General features: G+C 47.5%; 18 protein-coding genes. 4 read left to right on the top strand and 14 right to left on the bottom strand.

All coding sequences use genetic code 11. The features are described from left to right. Window positions 1–379 precede the first annotated feature (379 nt). Complete coding sequence (locus MHI48_RS05870; protein WP_076329458.1) at window positions 380–1,180, bottom strand: nucleotidyltransferase domain-containing protein; 801 nt, start codon at window positions 1,178–1,180, stop codon at window positions 380–382. A 26-nt stretch (window positions 1,181–1,206) separates the two neighbouring features. Beyond that, a complete protein-coding gene (locus tag MHI48_RS05865) occupies window positions 1,207–2,700 on the bottom strand; it encodes a TROVE domain-containing protein (RefSeq protein WP_076329457.1) in 1,494 nt (497 codons plus the stop codon). Window positions 2,701–3,071: 371 nt separating this feature from the next. On the opposite strand from MHI48_RS05865, the gene MHI48_RS05860 reads away from it, so the two are divergent. Together MHI48_RS05860 and MHI48_RS05855 are read left to right on the top strand one after the other, a co-directional pair. Continuing rightward, on the top strand, window positions 3,072–4,427 hold the full coding sequence (locus tag MHI48_RS05860) for a YafY family protein (RefSeq protein ID WP_076329456.1): 1,356 nt from the start codon (window positions 3,072–3,074) through the stop codon (window positions 4,425–4,427). Then, window positions 4,375–5,259 carry a WYL domain-containing protein gene (locus MHI48_RS05855; protein ID WP_076329455.1) on the top strand — a complete coding sequence of 295 codons (885 nt, stop codon included), beginning with the start codon at window positions 4,375–4,377 and terminating at the stop codon, window positions 5,257–5,259. The genes MHI48_RS05860 and MHI48_RS05855 overlap by 53 nt, the downstream gene beginning before the upstream one ends. Window positions 5,260–5,505: 246 nt before the next feature. Here MHI48_RS05855 and MHI48_RS05850 read toward each other — a convergent pair whose 3' ends face one another. From MHI48_RS05850 to MHI48_RS05825, 6 genes are all read right to left on the bottom strand, one after another. Beyond that, entirely contained in the window at window positions 5,506–6,006 is a 501-nt protein-coding gene (locus MHI48_RS05850) for a hypothetical protein (RefSeq protein WP_076329454.1), read from the bottom strand. A 179-nt stretch (window positions 6,007–6,185) separates the two neighbouring features. Continuing rightward, window positions 6,186–6,926: a hypothetical protein gene (locus MHI48_RS05845; RefSeq protein ID WP_036672426.1), complete on the bottom strand. Its 741-nt coding sequence runs from the start codon at window positions 6,924–6,926 to the stop codon at window positions 6,186–6,188. Then, the gene (locus MHI48_RS05840) at window positions 6,923–7,621 is read right to left on the bottom strand and encodes an ABC transporter ATP-binding protein (RefSeq protein WP_017690291.1); all 699 of its coding nucleotides are present in this window, start codon (window positions 7,619–7,621) and stop codon (window positions 6,923–6,925) included. The genes MHI48_RS05845 and MHI48_RS05840 overlap by 4 nt, the downstream gene beginning before the upstream one ends. Continuing rightward, window positions 7,614–8,000 (bottom strand): GntR family transcriptional regulator, encoded by a 387-nt coding sequence (locus MHI48_RS05835; protein ID WP_036606428.1) that lies wholly within the window; start codon window positions 7,998–8,000, stop codon window positions 7,614–7,616. Before MHI48_RS05835 ends, MHI48_RS05840 begins: the two co-directional genes overlap by 8 nt. 225 nt (window positions 8,001–8,225) lie before the next feature. After that, entirely contained in the window at window positions 8,226–9,089 is an 864-nt protein-coding gene (locus tag MHI48_RS05830; RefSeq protein WP_076329485.1) for an aldo/keto reductase, read from the bottom strand. A 47-nt stretch (window positions 9,090–9,136) separates the two neighbouring features. Next, window positions 9,137–9,694, bottom strand: coding sequence for an STM3941 family protein (locus MHI48_RS05825; protein ID WP_076329453.1), 558 nt, complete (start codon window positions 9,692–9,694; stop codon window positions 9,137–9,139). 563 nt (window positions 9,695–10,257) lie between these two features. On the opposite strand from MHI48_RS05825, the gene MHI48_RS05820 reads away from it, so the two are divergent. Then, on the top strand, window positions 10,258–12,267 hold the full coding sequence (locus tag MHI48_RS05820; RefSeq protein WP_076329452.1) for a S9 family peptidase: 2,010 nt from the start codon (window positions 10,258–10,260) through the stop codon (window positions 12,265–12,267). A gap of 130 nt (window positions 12,268–12,397) precedes the next feature. Here MHI48_RS05820 and MHI48_RS05815 read toward each other — a convergent pair whose 3' ends face one another. Then, window positions 12,398–13,087 (bottom strand): stalk domain-containing protein, encoded by a 690-nt coding sequence (locus MHI48_RS05815; protein WP_076329451.1) that lies wholly within the window; start codon window positions 13,085–13,087, stop codon window positions 12,398–12,400. Window positions 13,088–13,497: 410 nt separating this feature from the next. Between MHI48_RS05815 and MHI48_RS05810 the strand changes: the two genes are divergently transcribed. Further along, window positions 13,498–14,691 (top strand): MalY/PatB family protein, encoded by a 1,194-nt coding sequence (locus MHI48_RS05810; RefSeq protein WP_076329450.1) that lies wholly within the window; start codon window positions 13,498–13,500, stop codon window positions 14,689–14,691. Window positions 14,692–14,877: 186 nt separating this feature from the next. Here the strand turns inward: MHI48_RS05810 and MHI48_RS05805 are convergent, their stop codons facing one another. Genes MHI48_RS05805 through MHI48_RS05785 form a run of 5 tightly spaced genes read right to left on the bottom strand, consistent with a single transcriptional unit; the run spans window position 14,878 to window position 20,137 of the window. Then, on the bottom strand, window positions 14,878–15,489 hold the full coding sequence (locus MHI48_RS05805) for an ABC transporter ATP-binding protein (RefSeq protein WP_076329449.1): 612 nt from the start codon (window positions 15,487–15,489) through the stop codon (window positions 14,878–14,880). Beyond that, window positions 15,479–16,435, bottom strand: coding sequence for an ABC transporter ATP-binding protein (locus MHI48_RS05800; protein WP_076329448.1), 957 nt, complete (start codon window positions 16,433–16,435; stop codon window positions 15,479–15,481). The genes MHI48_RS05805 and MHI48_RS05800 overlap by 11 nt, the downstream gene beginning before the upstream one ends. A gap of 1 nt (window position 16,436) precedes the next feature. Continuing rightward, a complete protein-coding gene (locus tag MHI48_RS05795) occupies window positions 16,437–17,444 on the bottom strand; it encodes an ABC transporter permease (RefSeq protein WP_405143375.1) in 1,008 nt (335 codons plus the stop codon). After that, entirely contained in the window at window positions 17,441–18,436 is a 996-nt protein-coding gene (locus MHI48_RS05790; RefSeq protein ID WP_405143373.1) for an ABC transporter permease, read from the bottom strand. The genes MHI48_RS05795 and MHI48_RS05790 overlap by 4 nt, the downstream gene beginning before the upstream one ends. A gap of 42 nt (window positions 18,437–18,478) precedes the next feature. Next, on the bottom strand, window positions 18,479–20,137 hold the full coding sequence (locus MHI48_RS05785; protein ID WP_405143371.1) for an ABC transporter substrate-binding protein: 1,659 nt from the start codon (window positions 20,135–20,137) through the stop codon (window positions 18,479–18,481). Window positions 20,138–20,674 lie beyond the last annotated feature (537 nt).

The following is a 20,674-nucleotide window of genomic DNA, read 5'->3' as shown; positions in this document are numbered from 1 at the left end:
AAACCTGCTGAAAGCCCAAGCGTACTTAAACGTCCCTGAGCCAAAGCAGCACAAGTGCATGATGGAGCGCTAACGAATCGCTGGCGTCTTATTTCATGATGAGAAGCCCCCTTGAAACCTAACGAACCCAAGTCACGCTATATGGGGCTAAACCGCCATTTTCCAGCCTTTTATCCGACTTTTTCGGACAATAACGTGTCCCATGTTCCTTACATTTTAAAAAGGCACCCTGGAGGCCATATAAGACGTCCTGTGTTCCTTAGAACATACTCTCCCTAGCAATTGCAATTCGTCACAATCAGCCAGCCGACCTGGACTATAAAACGTTCGGACGCGGACATTCATCATCGAATCGCTTGCCTGGGTGAGAAGAAACGTCCTAATTGTTCCCCCACACCTCTTGTAATGCAAAACGGAAAATCCGGTCCAATTCTTCAAATTGAATAATCCGCTCATTCTCCATCTGGCCAGCCAGTCGTTCAAAATGCTCGATCTTCTCCGCCAAAAAAGCTTGTATTGCTGGCAACTGCGGCTCCAGATCCAGTTCCTCACCCGCCTTTTTCCGGCGCAGCAATTCATGAATCTCCGTATATAGCGGTGTAGTCGCAGGTACAAGTTCTTGTACAAGCTCTTCAAATGCCATAGGTGGCATCGCATCATAACGTTCAATCCAGCCACAAGCCAGTAAGGGGCGAAGAACATAGAAATACTTTTTAATCCTCACCTGGTCCACTTGTAAATAATCGCGGAAGTTCCCCTTTGCCATATTCAGATAATGATACATGCAGGACTTGGGCGAGAAGGTCAAAGGCGACAGTGCACGGATATGCTGTGCCACGTTATACTGTTCATCATACTGAATGGGGGATTGCAGCCACTCCAGTAACGGTGGATTTGATTTGCGAAACAGCTTCAACGCCTTGCGTAGATCCCAACCATTGATATCGAGCTGGTCACTGATCGGACGTTCAATAACATCCCTTTTATCCTCAATCGACAAGTACCATTCCAGCGGTCTCACATACAGAAAACGCACATCATAATCACTGTCCTGTGAAGGAAATCCCCACGCCCGGCTACCTGATTCACAGGCATAGATGATCCTTACCTGCTCCTCCTGTTCAATCTGCTTCAGCTGTTGTCTGATCGTATCTCTCATTTCTTCATGAACGTAGGTCATGGTCCGTCCCCTCCAAATTCCCCAATTTAAATCTCTATCTCTCTCACCCGGTTCGCGAGTGTATCATATCCTGCCACAGTCTCGGCAATATACGTCAATACCGTTTCACTCCAACCGTAGATGTAAAAGGTTTTGCCATCCCGTGGCGGTACCATGGCCTGTTGATAAGGTGCTATATCCACAATAAATGCCTTCAACTCCGGATTCATCATCCGGCGATATCGCTCAAGCTCAGCATATAACGGGCTGCCTTCATTCTGCTGTTCATCGGTGATCATAATGATCTGATCCACTTTTTCTCCGATATCCCGAAGTTCCCGCACTGGTCGACCCGTGTCTGTTCCACCTTGTGCGCGAATACGGTGAGCTTGGGAAAGGATGCTCTCATCCATCTTGGGACGAGCATCTTCAACCATATGGTCGAATAACCAGAACAGCGCGTTACCTCTTGTTTGTTTATATAGTGCCAGTGCCAGCACCGAACCAATCCGCAAATAGTCACCTTGCATGGAACCGGAGCGATCTAGGAAAATGGCCGTTCTTCCCGGCAGCGTTGGCAGGTTGCCAATGGATAGCTCCACCGCTTGCCGCAAAGCATCCCGCAACTCTTCTCTCGCAATCATTTCATATGCACTGGCGAATCGGAAAGGCAAGATGCGCGACTTACGCAGGGCTTCTGCATCCGTTAAACGACGTGTTACATAATCGATATTTTTCGATTTTTCAAAAACACCTGCCCGATCCATTGCATTCAGATGGCGCAACAATGCAAAGGTCGGCATCTGAGACATTAACGCCTCCCACACCGTACGTGTCGGTTGCATGATCGAGGTGACCACCGAATACGGGAGTTTACCTTTCTCGATCAGATGCATCCGACTTGCCGGGTTTGGGATAGCTTTCAGCTTTTCCAGCGCCTGCAACTGCGGAAGTTCCGTAAGATCCACCTCATGCCCGCGCAAATAACGGAATAAGGCTTTTTGCTTCAGATCTATCGGCTTGGGATGTGCTGTAGCGATCATATCGCCCAGACTGTATCCACGCCCACGCCCGTTGTATTTGATCGCCCAATATTCAGTAATGCCGTTCAAAAATTGACTCACCTGACGCTTAACCGCTCGCCCGCCCTGTCCCCGACCAGTTCCTCTTAGAATCGTCAGAAAATCGGCCAAGTCAGCCGGTGTCTGTACCACCTTGGAGAATATCTTCGCAAACTGATCTGGGTCCACTTTGGACAGCAGTGCCAGCCCGTATAGAGGCTGTAACCGCATCAAACCTTCATTACGAGCATAGACCAGCGCCCGCACCATAAACCCTGCATCGACCTCAGCCATCTCCTGATGACTGACCATCGCATCGTCCATCAGTTGCTGGGTATCTGCATAAAAAGTATTGTTCAATGTATTGGTCATCAACATCTGTATATATTGTTCCTCCACCAATCGCTCATAGGCTCCGTAGCCCCCATGATTACGTGTCGTTGGCTGAGGTTGATTAAATAATTGTTTCGCTCTGCTCATCACTCATGACCTCCCGGTGTGAGTCTATTTGCTGTTCTTTCATAATAAAATGGTCCGAGGAAAAAGGTGGGAAGGTATAATACCCGCTCTACCGCTGAGCTACACCGCCATGAACGGCGGCGATTGGATTCGAACCAACGACCTGGTCGATTAACAGTCGAAGTAACCCTCCCTGGCGCCTCGGAACCTTGATCCACAGCGCTTGTTGCTGCCCCGCTTCACAACCTTATTATGCCTCACACATTTGCACGCGAACATGGCGAAAGTATGGCGACGAATCATTTTCTGAAATGGAGTCAATCTTCATAAGTTTAAAATGAAACCTTCCGCTCATCCTGCTACAATGAAGGGATAACGAGGAGTGAATGTTCATGGCAAGAGAGAGTTTTGACAAAGAAATTCAGTTCTTACGCATGTTATCCCTAACAAGCGGTGCATATAACCGCAAACAATATGCCGAGCGGCTTGGCATATCCGTACATACCTTTGATAAAACCAATCGCAGATTAAAAGAAATCATGCAGACCGTCGCCGACCAACGCCCAGGTGCCGAAGCAAGCCGGGAAATGGCAGATCTCGTCCGCTTCCAATACGGGGAGTCGGCAGAGCCTATGTTGCTCTTCCTCTTCCGCGCCAAGTCGATGAAAGAGACTGAAGTTCAGCGGCTTTCTGTCCTTTTGCATACCTTACAACATAAAACCCTGACCGCGATGGAACTGCTGGACGCCTGCTGTGCTGATCTGCCGGAGGATCTGGCGTTACCTGACGAGAAAACCATTCGTTCCGATCTGAAGTATCTGGAAGAGGTTGGGGTTATCCGAAAAGAGCCGGGTGGCAGACCGTATCGATATGCTTTACAACAGGACGTCCTTACCGAATTAACAGTGGAGGAACAGCTGGAGTTGTATGATTTTGTGGATATGATGGCGAACACCCAGGTTCCTTCCGTACAGGGGTACTTATTGCGCGACAGTTTAAAAAAAGCCATTACGGCAAGTTTCCCGCAAGAAGAAGCTACCGAGCCCTATATCTATAAGTATCACTATTATTCTCGTATCCTGGACGAAGCTCATCTCTACACGCTGCTTAGTGCGATTCGTCAGCGTAAACGTGTGCAGTTCCTATACTATTCACCGAAAAAACCATCCAGCTACAGTTCACAGAATACGAATCCACGCTTTGAACGGGAAGCAGGTGGTCGATCCAACCGGATCGTGCCCCTTGAAGTGATCTATGACCATCAGTATGGTCGTTGGTATGTAATTGGATATCAGGGCCGCCGTGGCTTTGTGAAATTCCGCATGGAAGGCATAACACAGTTGGAGGAACAAGATTCAGTAGAAGAGCAATACATGCTTGAACTGAAGCAGCAGTGGACCGACATTAGTCGCTACAGTTGGCTCGTGGATACGGGAAATACCGTGACGGTTCAAGCTCGCTTTTTCCACCCGGAGCGTGGTCAGCGCAACTTTATTCTGGATCGGGTTCGTCTGCAAGGTCAATGGGGCAAAATTATACCCGAAACGGATCATACCTTTCTCTACGAAATCCAGGTCAACGGTACCACTGAGATCAAACCGTGGTTGCGGAGTTTTGGCTCAAGCTGTGAAGTAATCGCACCTCAGAGACTACGCCAAGAGATGATCAAGGAATGGAAGGAGATTGCGGAATATTATGAACCTGTTCGAGAAGATGTTCAATTACCAGATGATGACACGACTGAATGAAACAGGACTGTTCACCTGGACCTCACAGGAACGGGCCTGGCTTCGCATGATGCTGAATCACCCTGCTGCGAGAGAAGCGCTGAGCGCTGTAACGTTGGATAAAATGTACAACATGCTGAATGGTGAGCAGGACCTGAACCTTCAGGATTACCTGACTGAAAAAGCCAAAAGCGAAGAAAATAATGTCTCTCACCCACTGCTTCGACAGTTACGGCTAATCATTCTGCATCATCAGGGATTTCGCATGACGGGTCGCGTCCGCAATGGACGCACGAGCCATGATGAATTTGGTTTCCCGTACAAACTGGAGTATTCCATGGTCAAAAAAGAATGGTACGTGCTCTGGTATGCGCCTCGCTTCGACAAACTAATGTCGACCAAGCTGCACAGCATCGTTACCGTGGAAGCCCAACCGGTTGAACCGGATACCGCTTCTGGCTACACTGCCCGAATTGCTGTGATAACAGAGAAGCGTAAAACGACCATCACCATCGACGTACTGCCCGAGTTCAATCAGGAACTGTCCCGAATCCTCTATGCATTCTCCTGCTTCGAAAAACAGGTCGAGTACCTGGAAGCCAAGCAGACATATCGGATCGAGCTGACCGTTCCGCGCAATGAGATGGATTACGTCTTATCCAAAATGCGTTTTCTCGGCAAACGGGTTCGAATTGCTGACCACACAGTGCTGCGGGAGCGAATGTCGGAAACAGCTGCGAAGGCATTAGCCCGTTATGCGGAAAAAGATCCTGATACGCATTCCGAACACTCCAATGAAGTTCAGCACCGCCAACGTGAGGAAGGCTCCCTTGCGAAAGCCGATGGTCAATGATTTTGTAAGATTGGGTTAACCATAACTATTGCTCAAAAGCAAACCCATATACCAAAAAGGTTTGGATAATCTCATCCAAACCTTTTTGGTATACCTGTTTGCTCGTAAAAATATCGTGAAGTGGCAACCAGCTTTACTCCGTTCCACTTAAAATCGTTTCCAGTGTCCAACACATTGCTATGAACAAGGTTAAGCGAGTCTTGAAGGGACTGCCTTTGCTAAGATGACGGTTAATGCGCTCATGTACTACGTTCCACCACTGCTAGCTGCCGAGTTCCTTCTTTTGTTAATCGCGTGCACGCCCATGACCACTGCAATTAATTCATACGTGTCCAGTTGTTCAGACTGGTTATCTAATACAAATGCGCCTGAACTAAACCAGCCGCTGGTGCGACGGAAACTGGCCACGATGCGGCCACCACTGCCACTTATATCATATTCCTGCGAAAATGCTGGGGCAGACACATCATATGTACCTCGTGATCCTGCGTCATATTCATACTTTTTACTAAAAAAACTAAATCTGGGCCGAAGCACACCCAGATGTCTCCCATCTGCTGCAGTGATATCCCAACGATTCGTTAACATGCGAAATTTGCCGCTGCAGACCAATCCCGTGTTATCCGATACATCGAGCGAAGAACCAAAGACACTTTTCAAATCCAGATGCCCGGCCTGTTCCTGATTCGGATTCATAATCTCGGTGTAACCCGCGTTAAAAAAGTTATCCCTGAAGTATAGTTCCATAACGCTTCCTCCTTTCGCTTACATATCCTTTTGTTCTCTTTAAACTAATCTCGCATCAAGCACACAATATATTTATATATACGTATAATTAATGGTAATGGATTCAAAAAGTGGATTATTACTGGATGCAAAAAACGAGCAACTCTGGTTGCTCGCATCACGTTCAAATTATCCTGTCATCAAACTTCGACTTTTTTGTTGTTCAAGTAAATGGTAGCCCATACCAAGATGACCGCCACAATGACTTCAAATACAATGCTTCCCCACATGCCGTCCGACCATAGTACACCATTGGCTGTGATTGCAATACCTGTACTTTCTTCCGTATACCGGAACATCTCATTTGGACTGAAGCGTCCTGTCGTAATGATATTTTCCAACCAGCCAAGCAGATTAACGAGGACAAAGAATGCAACGATTCCAATCCATGGCCCCGTTCTCCAACGGAAGCTGCCTGCAATCGAGATCGAAAGGAAGATAATGACGGTCATGAATACCATAACCCATGCGCTAAACAGCAACAAACTAATATAATCCGAAACATGCAGACCCGAAAGATCAATATTGGTAGCCATGTTCATTCGTAGCTTCATTGAGATATAGATGTAGGCATGAGTCGCGAATATAATGACTAACCCCAACCCGCAAAGTAGTCCAAAGATCAAAGGAGACAACACATGTGATAGGCCCGTTACGGGTAACAGACGGCGATTATAAGAGCGGATATTGGACGTATATGTTTTGATCATTTTCACATAAATAGCCACACCAACTCCAACATAACCCATAATGCCAAGCACAATCCCTGTGACCTCAGATACGAAAAGGGAAAGCCCCACTTGAGCGATAATCAAAATAACTAGCCCAGCCAGCAGTGTATTCCAGTTCCTTCTAAAGTCATACTTCAATAATGTCATCATTCCGCATAGACCTCCTTGAACATCTCATCCACACTTTTCCCATATTTCAGACGGAGCGTTTCCACTTCTTCCCGCATCACCAGCTCACCCTCGCGAATAAAGACAACTTCATCAAAAATCCGTTCGATATCATTCACAAGATGCGTGGAGATAATCAGACTGCTGTCTTCATCATAGAATTTGACGATCGCATCCAGAATCTTGCCACGCGCGACCGGATCTACTCCGCCAATCGGTTCATCCAGCAAATACAGACGAGCCTTACGAGAAAGTGCCAGTGTTAGTTGTAGTCGTTCATTCATCCCTTTCGACAGATGTCGTACCCGGTCACTCTCGACAAGGTTCATGAAGTCCAGCATCTCCCGCGCCTTCTCCTCATCAAAATCAGCATAGAAATCGCGATAATACGCAATCGCATCCCGCACTCTCATCCACTTCTCGGTTAATGGACGATCCGGCATAAATGAAACCAGCGCCTTTGTCTCCAGCCCAACAGGCTTACCTGTGACTTGAATCGTTCCGCTGCTCGGATGTAACAACCCTGCAACCAGCTTCATGAGCGTACTTTTTCCACTACCGTTGCTACCCAGCAGACCTACGATTCGTCCTGGAGCAATATCCAATGTAATATTACTGAGCGCTTTCTTATTGCCATATGTCTTATTGATCTGGTTCAGTTCAAGGATGTTACTCATGCGTTGTTCCTCCCTTTCCTTCCGCAACGGCATCGGCTACGATGGATAAGATATCCTGCTCTTCGATCCCCAGTTCCTGCATTCCGGTCAGAAAGCGTTCCAGCAATTCACCGGCCATCTCTTTTTTGATCGTCATAATCTTCCGCTCCTCACTGGTCACATATCTGCCCAAGCCCCGTTTGGTTTCGACCACTTCTTCCCGCTCAAGCTCCTGAAATGTCCGTTGTACTGTATTTGGATTGATCTGTAGTTCAGCCGCCAGTTCACGAACCGAAGGAATTTTGTCACCTGCCTGAAGTGTCCCGGTTACAATCTGTCTCTTGATGTACTGCATGATCTGCAGATAGATTGGTAAATTGTTATCAAATTCTATAGTCACAAAGCTCTCGCTCCTCTCTGTACTGGTGTGTTAGTTACATAGTACACTAGTGAAATAGTGTTGTAAAGCCCATTTGTTTAAATATATATTCGCTCAATTGATGGGCCAGCTTCGACTATTGATATCCATACAAAAAAAAGAGCAGATCGTGAAGATCTGCTCTGCATAACTTTATTAATCGTATTGTTACCTTATTCATATGCTTATCCAATAAAAAAGAGCCAGCTACACGATATCTAGAGGTACTTTGCCTTTAGGTGCAGGGAATGCCTCATCCAAACGGGCGAGTTCCTCTTGTGTCAAAACGATATTCACTGCTGCTGCATTGTCTGCCACATGATTCAGCTGTACCGCCTTGGGAATCGCCAGCACATCTCCATCCCTGATCACCCAGGCTAATGCGATCTGCGAAGTCGCAACTCCTCGATCCTGTGCAATCTCCTGAATGACTGGATGCTCCAACAATTCACTTCGAAGTCTGCCACCCTGAGCCAGGGGACAATACGCCATTACAGGAACGCTCCGTTCCCGCATCCAAGGAAGTAGATCATGTTCGATACCACGCGAAGCTGCATGGTAGAGCACCTGATTCACCATGCACTGAGACCCCTCCGGCAGACTCCATAACTCCTGCATATCCCTTGTATCCAGGTTTGATACACCCCAGCGAAGAATTTTACCAGATTGCTTTAATTGTTCCAAAGCCTCAACCGTCTCTTCGAGTGGTACTCCCCCTCGCCAGTGGAGCAGATACAGATCCAGGCGATCTGTTCCTAAGCGCTTAAGACTACGTTCACAGGCCGTAATCATCTGCTTGCGATCCGCATGATGGGGATACACTTTGGATACGAGAAAAACTTCATCACGATAGCCCGCGATGGCCTTTCCCGTAACAACTTCTGCCCCGCCTTCTGCATACATCTCCGCCGTATCAATCACGGTCATTCCCAGTTCAATGCCGGAACGCAGTGCGCGTACTTCTTCTTGCTGGCTGGATTGTTTCTCTCCCATGTTCCATGTGCCTTGTCCTATCGCAGGCAGTGCAGTTCCATCCGGAAGTAGAATCGTGCGTGTTTGATTACCATGCATCATCTATATTCCTCCATTCTGAAGACTCTATGGACATTGTGACCTCTCTAACGACGACTATACGAATCATAAATCATATTATCACTCACATGTCTCCAGTGGCTCATCATCATGATATACAATTGATCCAGTGGCACTGTGAGGCTACTCTGGGCAACGCTGATGGTCGCATCGACCATATTGCTGTTGACCGTCATCAATTTGCGTTTCATCCCGTTCTGGCGATCCAGAAAGGCTTTCTCGTCCCGCAATTTGACCCCGATCATTTTCTGTCCCATCAATTCATACATAAAAATATTCTCAACGTCGTTCCAAGCCACGGCTCCTCCTGCGGTATAAGAAGATGCATCCACAAACCCATCCTCATCGATTACAAAAGAAGGTTCCTTCTTAATCATCTTTACCAGACTGTAACAGAAACATAGCCCAAAAAACAAAATGGATAGAAGTCCAATCACATCCGAAAGGATGGAATCATTCGTAACTGAAGAACGATCAAAAATCAAAAAAAATCCGGCTGCCACAAAGAGTGCCGCCCCTGCCGTAAGCCACGCCATTCGTTTCCGGTTTGGATATTCCACATGTTGCTCATAGGATGTGCTCAACGTGACGTTCCTCCTCCATTGCGACTGAATCATACGAGTTCTATATAAACGAATGGCTAAGAACCAAATACCTGAAATGTAGAACAGGAATTGCATTGTACATTAAACCAAATTCACCAATGTTAAACATTAAAATTAGACCGTTTTTCGTCATTTCTGCGCTTATTCAACATTAGGATTCGTCATCCTTCGAGCAAATCCTTTTAACACACCTATATGAATTGAACTAAAGAATGTTTGCACCGGCCACTCCGATGACAGAACAACCTTCCGATCGCTGTTATCCCCAGATTTTTCGATTCCACTTTTTCAAAGTGAAAATCCGGGGATAGCCTATGCTTCCGATGCAGCTTTCTTTCAGAAAGCTTTTAGGCGAACGCTCCGCTTCTTCAGGTTATTTCTGTCCTCTACGTTACGTGCAAATATTTAATTCAATGAATATACATTGTTAAATGTCTTCCCCCTCCCTCATTACACTTATTGTCCTGTCCCTTGCTTTCCGTTAATATAAATGGAAAGGTTAGGAAATTAACCAATTCTAATTCATGGTGGGAGGACAAACAATGATGAGTCAGCGCGGCATAACATCGGAAGATCTTTATCAGATTACATGGGTTAATGATCCAACTCCGTCCCCTCAAGGCGGACAACTGGTATATGTAAGCCGGAAAACGAATGAAGCACGTGACGGTTATTGTTCTCACCTAAGACTGCTGCATCTGGGGAGTCAGAAGGACAGGCCCTTTACCTCTGGTGAGAAGGATCATTCCCCTGCCTGGTCGCCCGATGGGTCTCAGCTTGCCTTTTTAAGAGAGGTTGATGGGAAATCCCAAGTGTGGATTATCGCATCAGATGGCGGGGAAGCACAGCAAATCAGTCACCTGAAACATGGCGTCAGTTCCCTACTCTGGTCACCAGATGGTCATACTTTGCTTGTGAAATCATCCGTGGATATGAGCGGAAATGAAGAATCAGAACATACAGATCCTATAGACGATAAACCCAAACTGCTGCAAGAACATGTCGTAGACCGGATTCGCATGAAGTCAGATGCCAGTGGATTGTGGAACGGTCGACGTTCCCACCTTTTCGCTCTCGCACCGATCGATGCGGAAGCAATTCCTGTAACTACAGGTCATTATGACGTCGGAGACTACGCCTGGTCCCCGGACGGAACATCCATCGCTTGGATTGCGCAGATGCCTGAAGAAGGCGAGGACCATAATGATTACACCCTGACTAATCATGTGTACCTTGCCAAAGCAGACGGATCGGATGTGCAACAGTTGACCCCGGAAGGGTATACGTTCAGCCGACTGGCCTTTGCACCGGATGGACAATCTCTTGCACTGCTCGCCAGTGACCGTTCCTATGGAAATGCCACGCTTGTGAAGTTGTACACCCTTCAGATATCAGGTGGTGAACTCGTATGTCTGAGCACGGATTGGGACGTACAGTTGAATCACAGCATTGTTGGCGACATGCGTTCACATCTGACAACCACGGGGCCAGTATTCAGCAGGGATGGTTCTTCAATCTTCTGTCTGGCGACCATCCATGGTAGTGTACGCATCGCCAAATTCGCTCGAGACGGCAGCAGTGCCGACTATATATGGCCTGACGAACGGGAGATTTATCAATTTGCCGAGTTGGAAAACGGGCAGATCGTTGCCGCTGTAGCCGATACACTAAATCCTGGTGATCTATATATATATGAACAACCGGAAGATCCTGAGGTAGAACCGATTCAGCTCACCCGCAGCAATCCACAGCTTGAGGATGAGATCCACCTTAGTACACCTGAGACCTTCTGGTTTAATTCCTCAGATGGCCTGCGACTGCAAGGATGGATCATGAAACCTCATGGCATGGTCGACGGGGTCAAAATCCCGACCATTCTGGAGATTCATGGCGGCCCGCACATGATGTATGGTTTTACATTTATGCACGAGTTCCAAATTCTCGCCGCACAAGGCTACGCTGTTGTGTATATCAATCCACGCGGTGGCCTCGGATACGGGCAGCAGTTTGTAGACGCCTGTCGCGGAGATTATGGCGGTGGCGATTATCGCGATCTCATGGAGAGTGTGGATTATGCCCTGTCCCAGTATGAGTTTATCGATGAATCACGATTGGGCGTAACCGGGGGCAGTTATGGTGGCTTCATGACCAACTGGATTGTTGGACACACGGACCGCTTTAAGGCGGCTGTTACCCAGCGTTCCATCTCCAATTGGCTATCCTTCTACGGTGTAAGTGACATTGGATATTTCTTCACGGAAGACCAGATTGGCGGTAACGCGTGGGATGACACGGAAAAGCTGTGGAAACATTCCCCACTCGCTTATGTGGGCAACGTGAGTACTCCCCTGCTCATTTTGCATGGCGAACAGGATCTGCGGTGTCCAATTGAACAAGCCGAGCAGTTGTTCATTGCATTGAAACGGCGCAAGCAGACCACAAGACTTGTTCGTTTCCCAGGGGCAAACCACGAGTTGTCCCGCGGAGGTCACCCTCACTTGAGGGTACGCCGTTTGGAGCATATTGCCGGATGGTTCAACGAGTACCTGTAACGGACTAATATTTAGACTATTAATTCAGAGTATAGAACCAGATATGGATTCAACCCTAAAAGCCGTCCAATGAAATCTGTTATGATTTCAACGGGCGGCTTTGGCTGTTCACTTTTTATAGAAGGAAAGATTACTCTTCGCCCCACACTACGGTGATTTCATTCAGATCCTTGTTGGTTGCAGACACCGAACCTGTGATCGTTACGGCATATTTGCCATCTTCACGACCCACAATGCTGAAGCCATCTGCCTGGATATCCTGAGTGTTCTGACTCAAGTTTTTGGTCTGGTAGTAGTCTTTGTAGGATGTTCCAACGGTTAGCAATGATTCTTTGGTTGTGTACGTGAGCACTACTTTTTTGTCACCATCCATTATGTTCTCAATGAGACTTGTCGCCTTTGCGTCCTTAGGTAATGGGAAATCTGCAGGCAGATACTTCGACTTCACACCTGCCGCCTGTGAGTTCGTGCCTGTAGATGGTGATGTCGATCCGCTGTTGCCGCTGGATGTTGACCCACCGGAGGAGCTTGAAGAGCCAATGCTTACTTTATTGTTTTGGGAATCATACTTCACTTCGGTCTTTAACGCATCGGCAATCGAACGAACCGGGAGATATGTACTGCCTCGATATGTAATTGGCGCAAGCTTTTTGCCCTGGTCACCTGTCGGTGTAAATTTCTGTCCGTTCACTTCGATGGCGAGCCCATGGTTTAGATAAGCTTTGATTGTCTCCAGTTGTGTACCTGCATATACACCTGCCGATCCGGTTAACACCATGCCAAACACACCTGCAGCAATCAACCACTTTTTGCTTTTCATCCCTAAACGCCTCCTGAGTTCAAATGTCAGCCTTATGCATAATACGATTCAAGCGATCGCTCGATGTACGCGAAAGACTCATGTAGTTATGCTCATCATGTATGGGTACGAGCTTATTCGGATAACAGCCCGTTGTTCCACCGAATGTTAGCAATATAATAGCATCTGACAAGAGGTTGTAAACGATAAATGTACAAAACAGGACCAAGGACATACAAAAATAGTCTTTGTCGTATGCCCGCTGTTCTCTGGCTCGTTAAGTTGTTTTTATATGAATAAAGTCCTGAAATCCGGACCATACATATGAAGCTAATCATACATGCACAATAGTTGCGAAATTAACCAATGTATTAGATAATTATTTGTCGATTTGTGGTCGAAGGAACGGAAATCAAGGGGGATTAAATACGATGAATAACAATAACAGTACATTTGACCAGCCTATTAACCGGATCTCTACCGGATCAGAAAAATGGGATGCGCTTGAGGATATCTTCGGTGCTGCTGATGCGCTTCCGATGTGGGTGGCCGATATGGATTTTGCTGCTCCACCATCCGTCATTCAGGCCCTGCAAACACGGATGGAACACGGGATTTTTGGTTATACAGTACGGACTGAGGCGTATCATGCAGCTGTTGCAGGCTGGATGGAACGGCGCCACAACTGGAAAATTAACGATGACTGGATTGTATTCACTCCAGGTATTGTGCCTGCACTCAGCATTGCTGTACAACGATTCACTCAACCGGGAGATGCAGTGGTCATCCAAACTCCGGTGTATGCTCCCTTCTATGAAGTAGTGCGTGGTCAGGGCCGTGAACTGATCACCAATCCTTTGGTAGAGAATAATGGTCATTACACGATGGATCTGGAACAACTGGAATCCAGCTTGCAGACCGGTCGGGTCAAAATGCTGATTCTGTGCAGTCCTCATAACCCGGTTGGACGGGTATGGACTCGTGAGGAGCTTGAAGGGCTTACGTCACTGTGTCTGCAATACAACGTACTGATGGTTTCAGATGAAATCCATGCCGATCTTGTTCATCAGCGCGGAACTCATACACCACTGACCCTGATCTCAGACGCCGTCTCTGATCTAAGTATCATCTGTACGGCTCCAAGCAAAACGTTCAACATTCCTGGCCTCAGCACATCCAACATCATCATCCCCAATGCCAAGTTGCGAGAATCGTTCGCGCAGGGTGTAAAAACGATGGGACTTGCCAATATCAGCACACTGGGGGCTGTTGCAACCGAAGCTGCTTACAATGATGCCGAGGAATGGCTGGATGAGTGCCTTGCCTATATCCGTGGAAATATGGCGTATGTACAGCAATATGTTGCGGAACATATGCCTCAGATTAAAATGCATCTGCCCGAAGCAACCTATCTGTTGTGGATGGATTTCCGGGAACTGAATATTCCACATACACAACTATGCAACAGGCTTCTTCATGAAGCAGGGCTTGCTTTCAATGACGGGAGCTTCTTTGGAACAGAGGGTACAGGGTTCATGCGCATTAATGTAGCCTGTCCACGTTCCACGGTTGAAGAGGCGATGCGCAGGTTATCTGTGTTATTAAGCAATGTGTCGGGCAAATAAGCTGTCCAGTTACATCTATGTACGTTGCGAACAAAACGTGTACTGTTCGTTAAATGGTGAATATTTGTCAAAATAGAAAAAGGGGTGCCTCGTAGTCAAGTCCATGACTCATATTCATGGTCAATGACTTCACAAGGGTCACCCTTTTTGCATTCAATCATTTTATTTATTCGAACATAATTAAAATTACAGTGACATCGATATCGGCATCGGTGTAATTCTGTCGCACAACCTGTTCAACAAATCTCGATCATGGCTTATGATCAGTAATCCCAGATCACGCTGGCGAGCCACTTCCATCACGGTATGCCAGATCTGTGCCTGAGTAATCGCATCCAGCATCGTTGTCATCTCATCTGCGATCACGTAACGTGTCGCTGTACCAAGCGCCCGTGCCACACAGAAACGTTGCAGTTCTCCACCGGATAATTCACTCGGCCTACGGTCCAACCAGGTCTGCTGAATACCCAAAGCTTCGAGCAACTGTTCATCCTGCACAGACGCCTCCTGAAGTACACGACGCATCCGCCAGCGTGGATTCACAGCCTTCTCCGGGTGCTGGAATACCAGCTGAACCGGACATACTCCTGTACGTGGGAGTGGGTTCCCATCCAGAAGCACTTGTCCTGCCACAGGTTCGGCATATCCTGCAAGGATGCGTCCAAGGCTTGTTTTTCCACAGCCACTTGGTCCCCACAAGCCAACGACTTCGCCTTGTTTCACCTGCATATTCATCTGCTGGAACACCCACGATTTCGGATCATAACGGTAACTCACGTCCCGTGCTTCAAGTGACATGGAAACACCTCACTTCTCCGCCCCGTACCTTACGAAGTTCTGGACGTTCGCGGGTACATACAGCGGTTACTGCATTACATCGGGGAGCAAATGAACAGCCTGTGGTGATCTCTTGACCTGCCAACGGTTGGGAGCCTGGGAGTGGCTGAAATCCGTTCTGCGGCAACGCATTCCAGAGCGCTTTTGTATATGGATGACGCAGACGTTCTCCATTCCCTTTAAAATCATCCACCTGCGCCGCCTCTACATTGGTCCCCGCATAAAATACAGCGATACGATCGGCTGCCATCAGGGCTGTCGTGACATCATGGGTGATCCACAGGATACCTACGCCTTGATTTGCAAGCTCGCGAAATTGCTTCATCGTCTCGGCCAGCACTTCGGGATGAATGCCTGGTGTCGGCTCATCTGCAATGATCAGCTTGGGCTGACCTGAGGTCGCTGTCGCCATCAACACCCGCCTTGCCATACCTCCAGACAACTCAAACGGGTATTTCCCGGCTGTTCCTTGAGGAAGATGATAACGATCCGTCAGCTCCTGCTCCGTCTTTTTCATATGGGATCGAGCTATGAAGCGGCTCTTCCGTCCCAAATCCAGGGTTACCGGCTGAACTTGTCTTCCCACCTTCATCAGCGGGTCCAAATAACTGACGGATTGTGGGATTAACACCAGTTCGTCTCCACGCAGATGAAGCTGTCGCTCTGGGGTTAAAGGCTCACCATTATAGCTAATTCTACCTTCCAACTTGGCGTTGGCAGGCAGAATGCCCATAATGGCTTGCGCCAGCACACTTTTACCCGATCCACTTGCGCCTACAACAGCCACGATCTCGCCCTCGTTTATGGAAAGATCCAGATTCTGAATGACATAAGTCTGCTCGTGCCCAAACCAACCGCGAGCGCGCCGAAATGACACCGACACTCCCTCAATATCAAGAAGAGCCATATTACCTCACCTCCCTTGAAGTACCTGTACCCGTCAATGTCTTCAGACTGTTGCCCAATACATCAAACGCACGAACAACCAGCAACAATGACAGTCCCGGGAAAAAGGCGAGCCACCACATGCCAGCAGATAAATATCTCATCGACTCTGACAAAATAATTCCAATTGCCGGTTGTTGCGGGGACAACCCCAGCCCTAGAAACGTAATAGCTGCCTCATGCAGAATCGCATGGGGAAAGATTAGCAATACGCCCACGAACAGCTGCGGGACCAGATGTGGCAGCATATGTTGCATCGCAATCTGTAACCGCGATTGACCCAACTTGTGTGAAATCTGAATGTACTCTGCGGATTTCAGTTGAATCATCTCCGCTCGTACAATCCGGGCCAGATTCGGCCAATGCGTCAGCGCAATCGCTGCCGCCACTCCTGCCAGACCTCCACCGAATACAAAGGCCAGCATAACTAGCGATACCAGATGAGGTACACTCAGGAACAGGTCGATAATCCATGAGATTATCCGGTCAGCAACCTTGCTTGAAGCGGCAGTCAAACCCAACAGCAGTGCGATCAATCCGCCACCACATGCAGCAAGCAATCCCACTTGAATGCTGGTTGCCAATCCTTTTAACGTACGCATGAACATATCTCTTCCGAGCCAATCTGTGCCAAATGGATGCGCCCAGGTTGGAGCCAAATTTCGATCCATTAGTGAAGTCAGCGTAGAACCAGCGGGAAGCAGTCTGCCCGTCAACCACACGATGACAATCCAGATCACCGAGAGGCTTCCCCAGATCACCGCTCTTTGGCGAGGATTGCGGAAACGTTGATTGCTGGCAGCCGTATAATCTTTTCTCGTTTGGCCTGTTGTTCCTGTTCCTTTTCCAGTCTCAGCTTGTAGTAACCCCGGATTAATGCTGTACCTTACCTCTTGAGTCGCAGTTTTCACTTTCTGTACTTCGGTTGTTTCTGCCGTCTGTTCGGAGGAGCGTTCTACCGTCTGCTTCATGACATCAGCTCCTCCTTCATCCGTGGATCGATCATACGATACAGAATGTCGGCAACCATATTACCTGTAAAAACAAAAATTGCACTGCACATCACAAGCCCAAGCAGCAGTGGAACATCTCCACGCAACCCAGCCTGAACCGTTGCCTGACCCAGCCCGGGATATGAAAATACCTGTTCTGCAAGCACGGCCCCACCAAACAGTTCACTGAACGAAGCAAACTGTAGCGTTATGGCTGGCAAAACAACATGTCTGAACCCATGTCGACGGAACAGCTGAAATCCACGCTCACCTCGCGCTCTCGCAAACAGAATATAATCTGACTCGAGCACATCTGTGAGCTTCTGCCGGGTATGCAAAGCAATGGAAGCTACCCCAGTCAAGCTGAGGGTCAACGCTGGCAGAATCATATGAATAGCCCGATCTCCCCAGGTCACCTGATCAGCCGATATCCCTGCGGGTACCCCAAGGCCAACTGGGAGCCATCCGAGCCACACCCCAAATACCATCAGCAGCAACAGCGCAATCCAGAATACCGGCGTGGAGGCCAGCGTATAACAATACCAGCAGATCAGGCGATCCAGCTTCGAATCCCGTCTCATGGCAGCAACTACACCAAGAGTGAAACCAATAATGCCGGATAATATCCAAGCTACAGCCATAAGCGCGACAGAATTCATGAATCGTTCCTGGATAATATCCGCTACAGGCTGTCTGTAGATCATTGATGTCCCCAGATCTCCCTGAATAAGCGCTTGTCCCCAGGTCAGCAATCGTTCCATGGGAGATTCATTCAATCCCCAACGTTCTTCGATTAAACTGCGCTGTTCGGCACTTACCCTGATCATGTCTCCACCAATGTAGGCTTCGATCGGATCAACAGGAGAGAATTGCATTAATATAAAAGACAACACACTGACTCCAACCAATAGAGATACAAGTCGCAACATTTTAAAACCAACAAATCTGGCCCATCCATTCCTGCCTGTCATCCAATCTCTCCCCAATTCAGGCTAAAGCTACCGGTACGTTTCCTACTTTGTACTGTTATCCCAGGACCATTCCTCCAGATTGGTTGTCACCGGCCAGCCGTGACCATGGGGGTGGATCTGCTGCTCGCCAATGTTCAGTCCATTCGTAACCAGATACAGATGATCTATATTTACGAGCCATGCCCATGGCGCATCACCCTGATAACTGAAACCTGTTGTTCCATCCCATTCCGCTTTCTGCCAGAATGGTAATGCCTCTTCTTCACTGGTGGCCTGAAGGGCTTTGTCCATCCAAGAATCCACGACAGGATTACTGTACAGCCCCACATTGTAATACCCTTCTCCCTTATGAGTACTGCTATAGAGGTTATAGGTTTCCAAAGGGTCATGACTGCCCCAACCAAATAATACAGCGTTGGAGTAAGCCATCTTTTTCGTCTCTTCACGGCTTTTGCCTTCAACATTGATTTTGATTCCCGCCTGGGCTACCATATCCGCAGCAGCCAGTGCCAGAGATTGTCTTGTTAAATCACCTGCAAAATAAAGCAGATTGAACTCGGCCTTAACGCCGTTTTTCTCGACGATACCATCACCATCCGCATCCACCCAGCCACCAGACGCTAGAATGCGCTTCGCTTCTTCTAGATTGGCATCTGTAAATACAGCTTCTGCATTGCTCCAAGGCAGATCATCACTGACGGAATACGCTGGACGACCGTACCCTTCCAGTACACCCTCAACCAAAGCCTTACGATCAATCACAACATTCACCGCTTGGCGAATCGCCAGATCAGATGTCACATCATTCCCTGCGGGAAGACCATCGCCCGACTTGGCACCAGCAGGTTGCATGGGGAACATGATGCCCCGGTTATCTACGGTTTTCACGGCCTCCAAAGTCATACCATTCACCTGTTGTTTGCTAAACGCTGCCGGGATAGCAGCGATATCCACCGTACCTGCCTGCGCAGCGGCGTAGGCCGCATCTTCATCCAGATAGAGGAAGGTGAGTTTGTGGAATGCAGACTTGTTACCGTAATATTCTTCATTGGCCTCAACGATAGCCTGTTGTCCTTTGTCCCACTGAACCAGCTTGTACGGCCCTGATCCGACCGGATGTTCTGCATAATCGGCACCATAGGCGTGTTCAGGCACAATGCCAAGTGTCGTCAGCAGACTGATGAATGTAGACTGCGGCGACTTCAGTGTAAATAAGACCGTGCTATCATCAGGTGCCTTCACATCAGCCATATTCGTCAAATCAATGACAGACCCACTCTGAGCAGCCGTGTCAAACGTAAATTTCACATCTTCAGCCGTAAGTGGCTCCCCATCAGAGAATTTTACATCGTTCCGAAGCGTAACCGTCCAGGTCAGCCCATCTTCACTAACTGAATATGCGGTAGCCAGATCGTTAACCAGTTGTAACTTGGCATCCCTCTTCAGCAAGGTACTCTGGAAAAGTGGTGACCCATATTGCCCCCATCCGGTTGTTGGATCAAACCCACCTTCCGGCTCGGCGCCTACGGCCAGCACCAATTCGTCTTTGGTTGAGGTTGTTCCTGATTGTCCATTCTCTGCTGATGAAGCTGTTGGCGCTGTGCTCTGTGCACAACCAGATAAACCAATGGAACATACAAGCAAAATGCCTAATCCTGTTCTACCTTTTCGTTTTCCCCATCTCCATGAAAATCTGCCCATTCTGGTCGTTCCCCCTCTAAATATGTGCTGCACTCACTTGTTTCGTGTTACTTATTAGAGAAATTGTAGCACAAAAACTAAAAATCATATCAATAAAGTTGACTTCATAATCCATATTTTTTCATATTTTAGAATTAATAATTAAAAAGTTATATAATCGAGCATTTGTAGCGTTCTATAAAGTCAGGTATTATAACAAACAAAAAAACAGACGGTTGGCATCTTGAACTGCTCCCTTTAAATAGACAGTTTAAAAGGATTTGTTCATTGAGATGTCATAGCTCGGATGATGCACTAAGGTTTCGGAACCAAAAAGAAAAAGAATTTTCATAAAAAAATTAATTAATTATAAAACTTTCGTTACTCTTTTTTTGTTATATATTATAATAGTTGGAAAAAGATAGAATGTTCAATATATTACACACTATTATTTTCCTGCTCATAAAAAACCATGGTGAAAAAATGTCTAAGAGTAAGGTGAAATTATTTGGATTAAGATTGGCTGCATCTCTTATGTTTTCTAAGTGACTAGCTCAT

It is taken from the genome of Paenibacillus sp. FSL H7-0942, assembly GCF_045040715.1.
GTDB classification, from domain to species: domain Bacteria; phylum Bacillota; class Bacilli; order Paenibacillales; family Paenibacillaceae; genus Paenibacillus; species Paenibacillus amylolyticus.
The sequence above is the reverse complement of the archived record's forward strand: the minus strand, read 5'-3'. Positions and strand labels throughout refer to the sequence as shown.

What these genes read in the sequence shown, in the direction of transcription:
- MHI48_RS05870 (WP_076329458.1), bottom strand. Translation starts at nt 1,180, where the DNA reads ATGACCTACGTTCATGAAGAAATGAGAGATACGATCAGACAACAGCTG.
- MHI48_RS05865 (WP_076329457.1), bottom strand. Translation starts at nt 2,700, where the DNA reads ATGAGCAGAGCGAAACAATTATTTAATCAACCTCAGCCAACGACACGT.
- MHI48_RS05860 (WP_076329456.1), top strand. Translation starts at nt 3,072, where the DNA reads ATGGCAAGAGAGAGTTTTGACAAAGAAATTCAGTTCTTACGCATGTTA.
- MHI48_RS05855 (WP_076329455.1), top strand. Translation starts at nt 4,375, where the DNA reads ATGAACCTGTTCGAGAAGATGTTCAATTACCAGATGATGACACGACTG.
- MHI48_RS05850 (WP_076329454.1), bottom strand. Translation starts at nt 6,006, where the DNA reads ATGGAACTATACTTCAGGGATAACTTTTTTAACGCGGGTTACACCGAG.
- MHI48_RS05845 (WP_036672426.1), bottom strand. Translation starts at nt 6,926, where the DNA reads ATGATGACATTATTGAAGTATGACTTTAGAAGGAACTGGAATACACTG.
- MHI48_RS05840 (WP_017690291.1), bottom strand. Translation starts at nt 7,621, where the DNA reads ATGAGTAACATCCTTGAACTGAACCAGATCAATAAGACATATGGCAAT.
- MHI48_RS05830 (WP_076329485.1), bottom strand. Translation starts at nt 9,089, where the DNA reads ATGCATGGTAATCAAACACGCACGATTCTACTTCCGGATGGAACTGCA.
- MHI48_RS05820 (WP_076329452.1), top strand. Translation starts at nt 10,258, where the DNA reads ATGATGAGTCAGCGCGGCATAACATCGGAAGATCTTTATCAGATTACA.
- MHI48_RS05815 (WP_076329451.1), bottom strand. Translation starts at nt 13,087, where the DNA reads ATGAAAAGCAAAAAGTGGTTGATTGCTGCAGGTGTGTTTGGCATGGTG.
- MHI48_RS05810 (WP_076329450.1), top strand. Translation starts at nt 13,498, where the DNA reads ATGAATAACAATAACAGTACATTTGACCAGCCTATTAACCGGATCTCT.
- MHI48_RS05805 (WP_076329449.1), bottom strand. Translation starts at nt 15,489, where the DNA reads ATGTCACTTGAAGCACGGGACGTGAGTTACCGTTATGATCCGAAATCG.
- MHI48_RS05800 (WP_076329448.1), bottom strand. Translation starts at nt 16,435, where the DNA reads ATGGCTCTTCTTGATATTGAGGGAGTGTCGGTGTCATTTCGGCGCGCT.
- MHI48_RS05795 (WP_405143375.1), bottom strand. Translation starts at nt 17,444, where the DNA reads ATGAAGCAGACGGTAGAACGCTCCTCCGAACAGACGGCAGAAACAACC.
- MHI48_RS05790 (WP_405143373.1), bottom strand. Translation starts at nt 18,436, where the DNA reads ATGACAGGCAGGAATGGATGGGCCAGATTTGTTGGTTTTAAAATGTTG.
- MHI48_RS05785 (WP_405143371.1), bottom strand. Translation starts at nt 20,137, where the DNA reads ATGGGCAGATTTTCATGGAGATGGGGAAAACGAAAAGGTAGAACAGGA.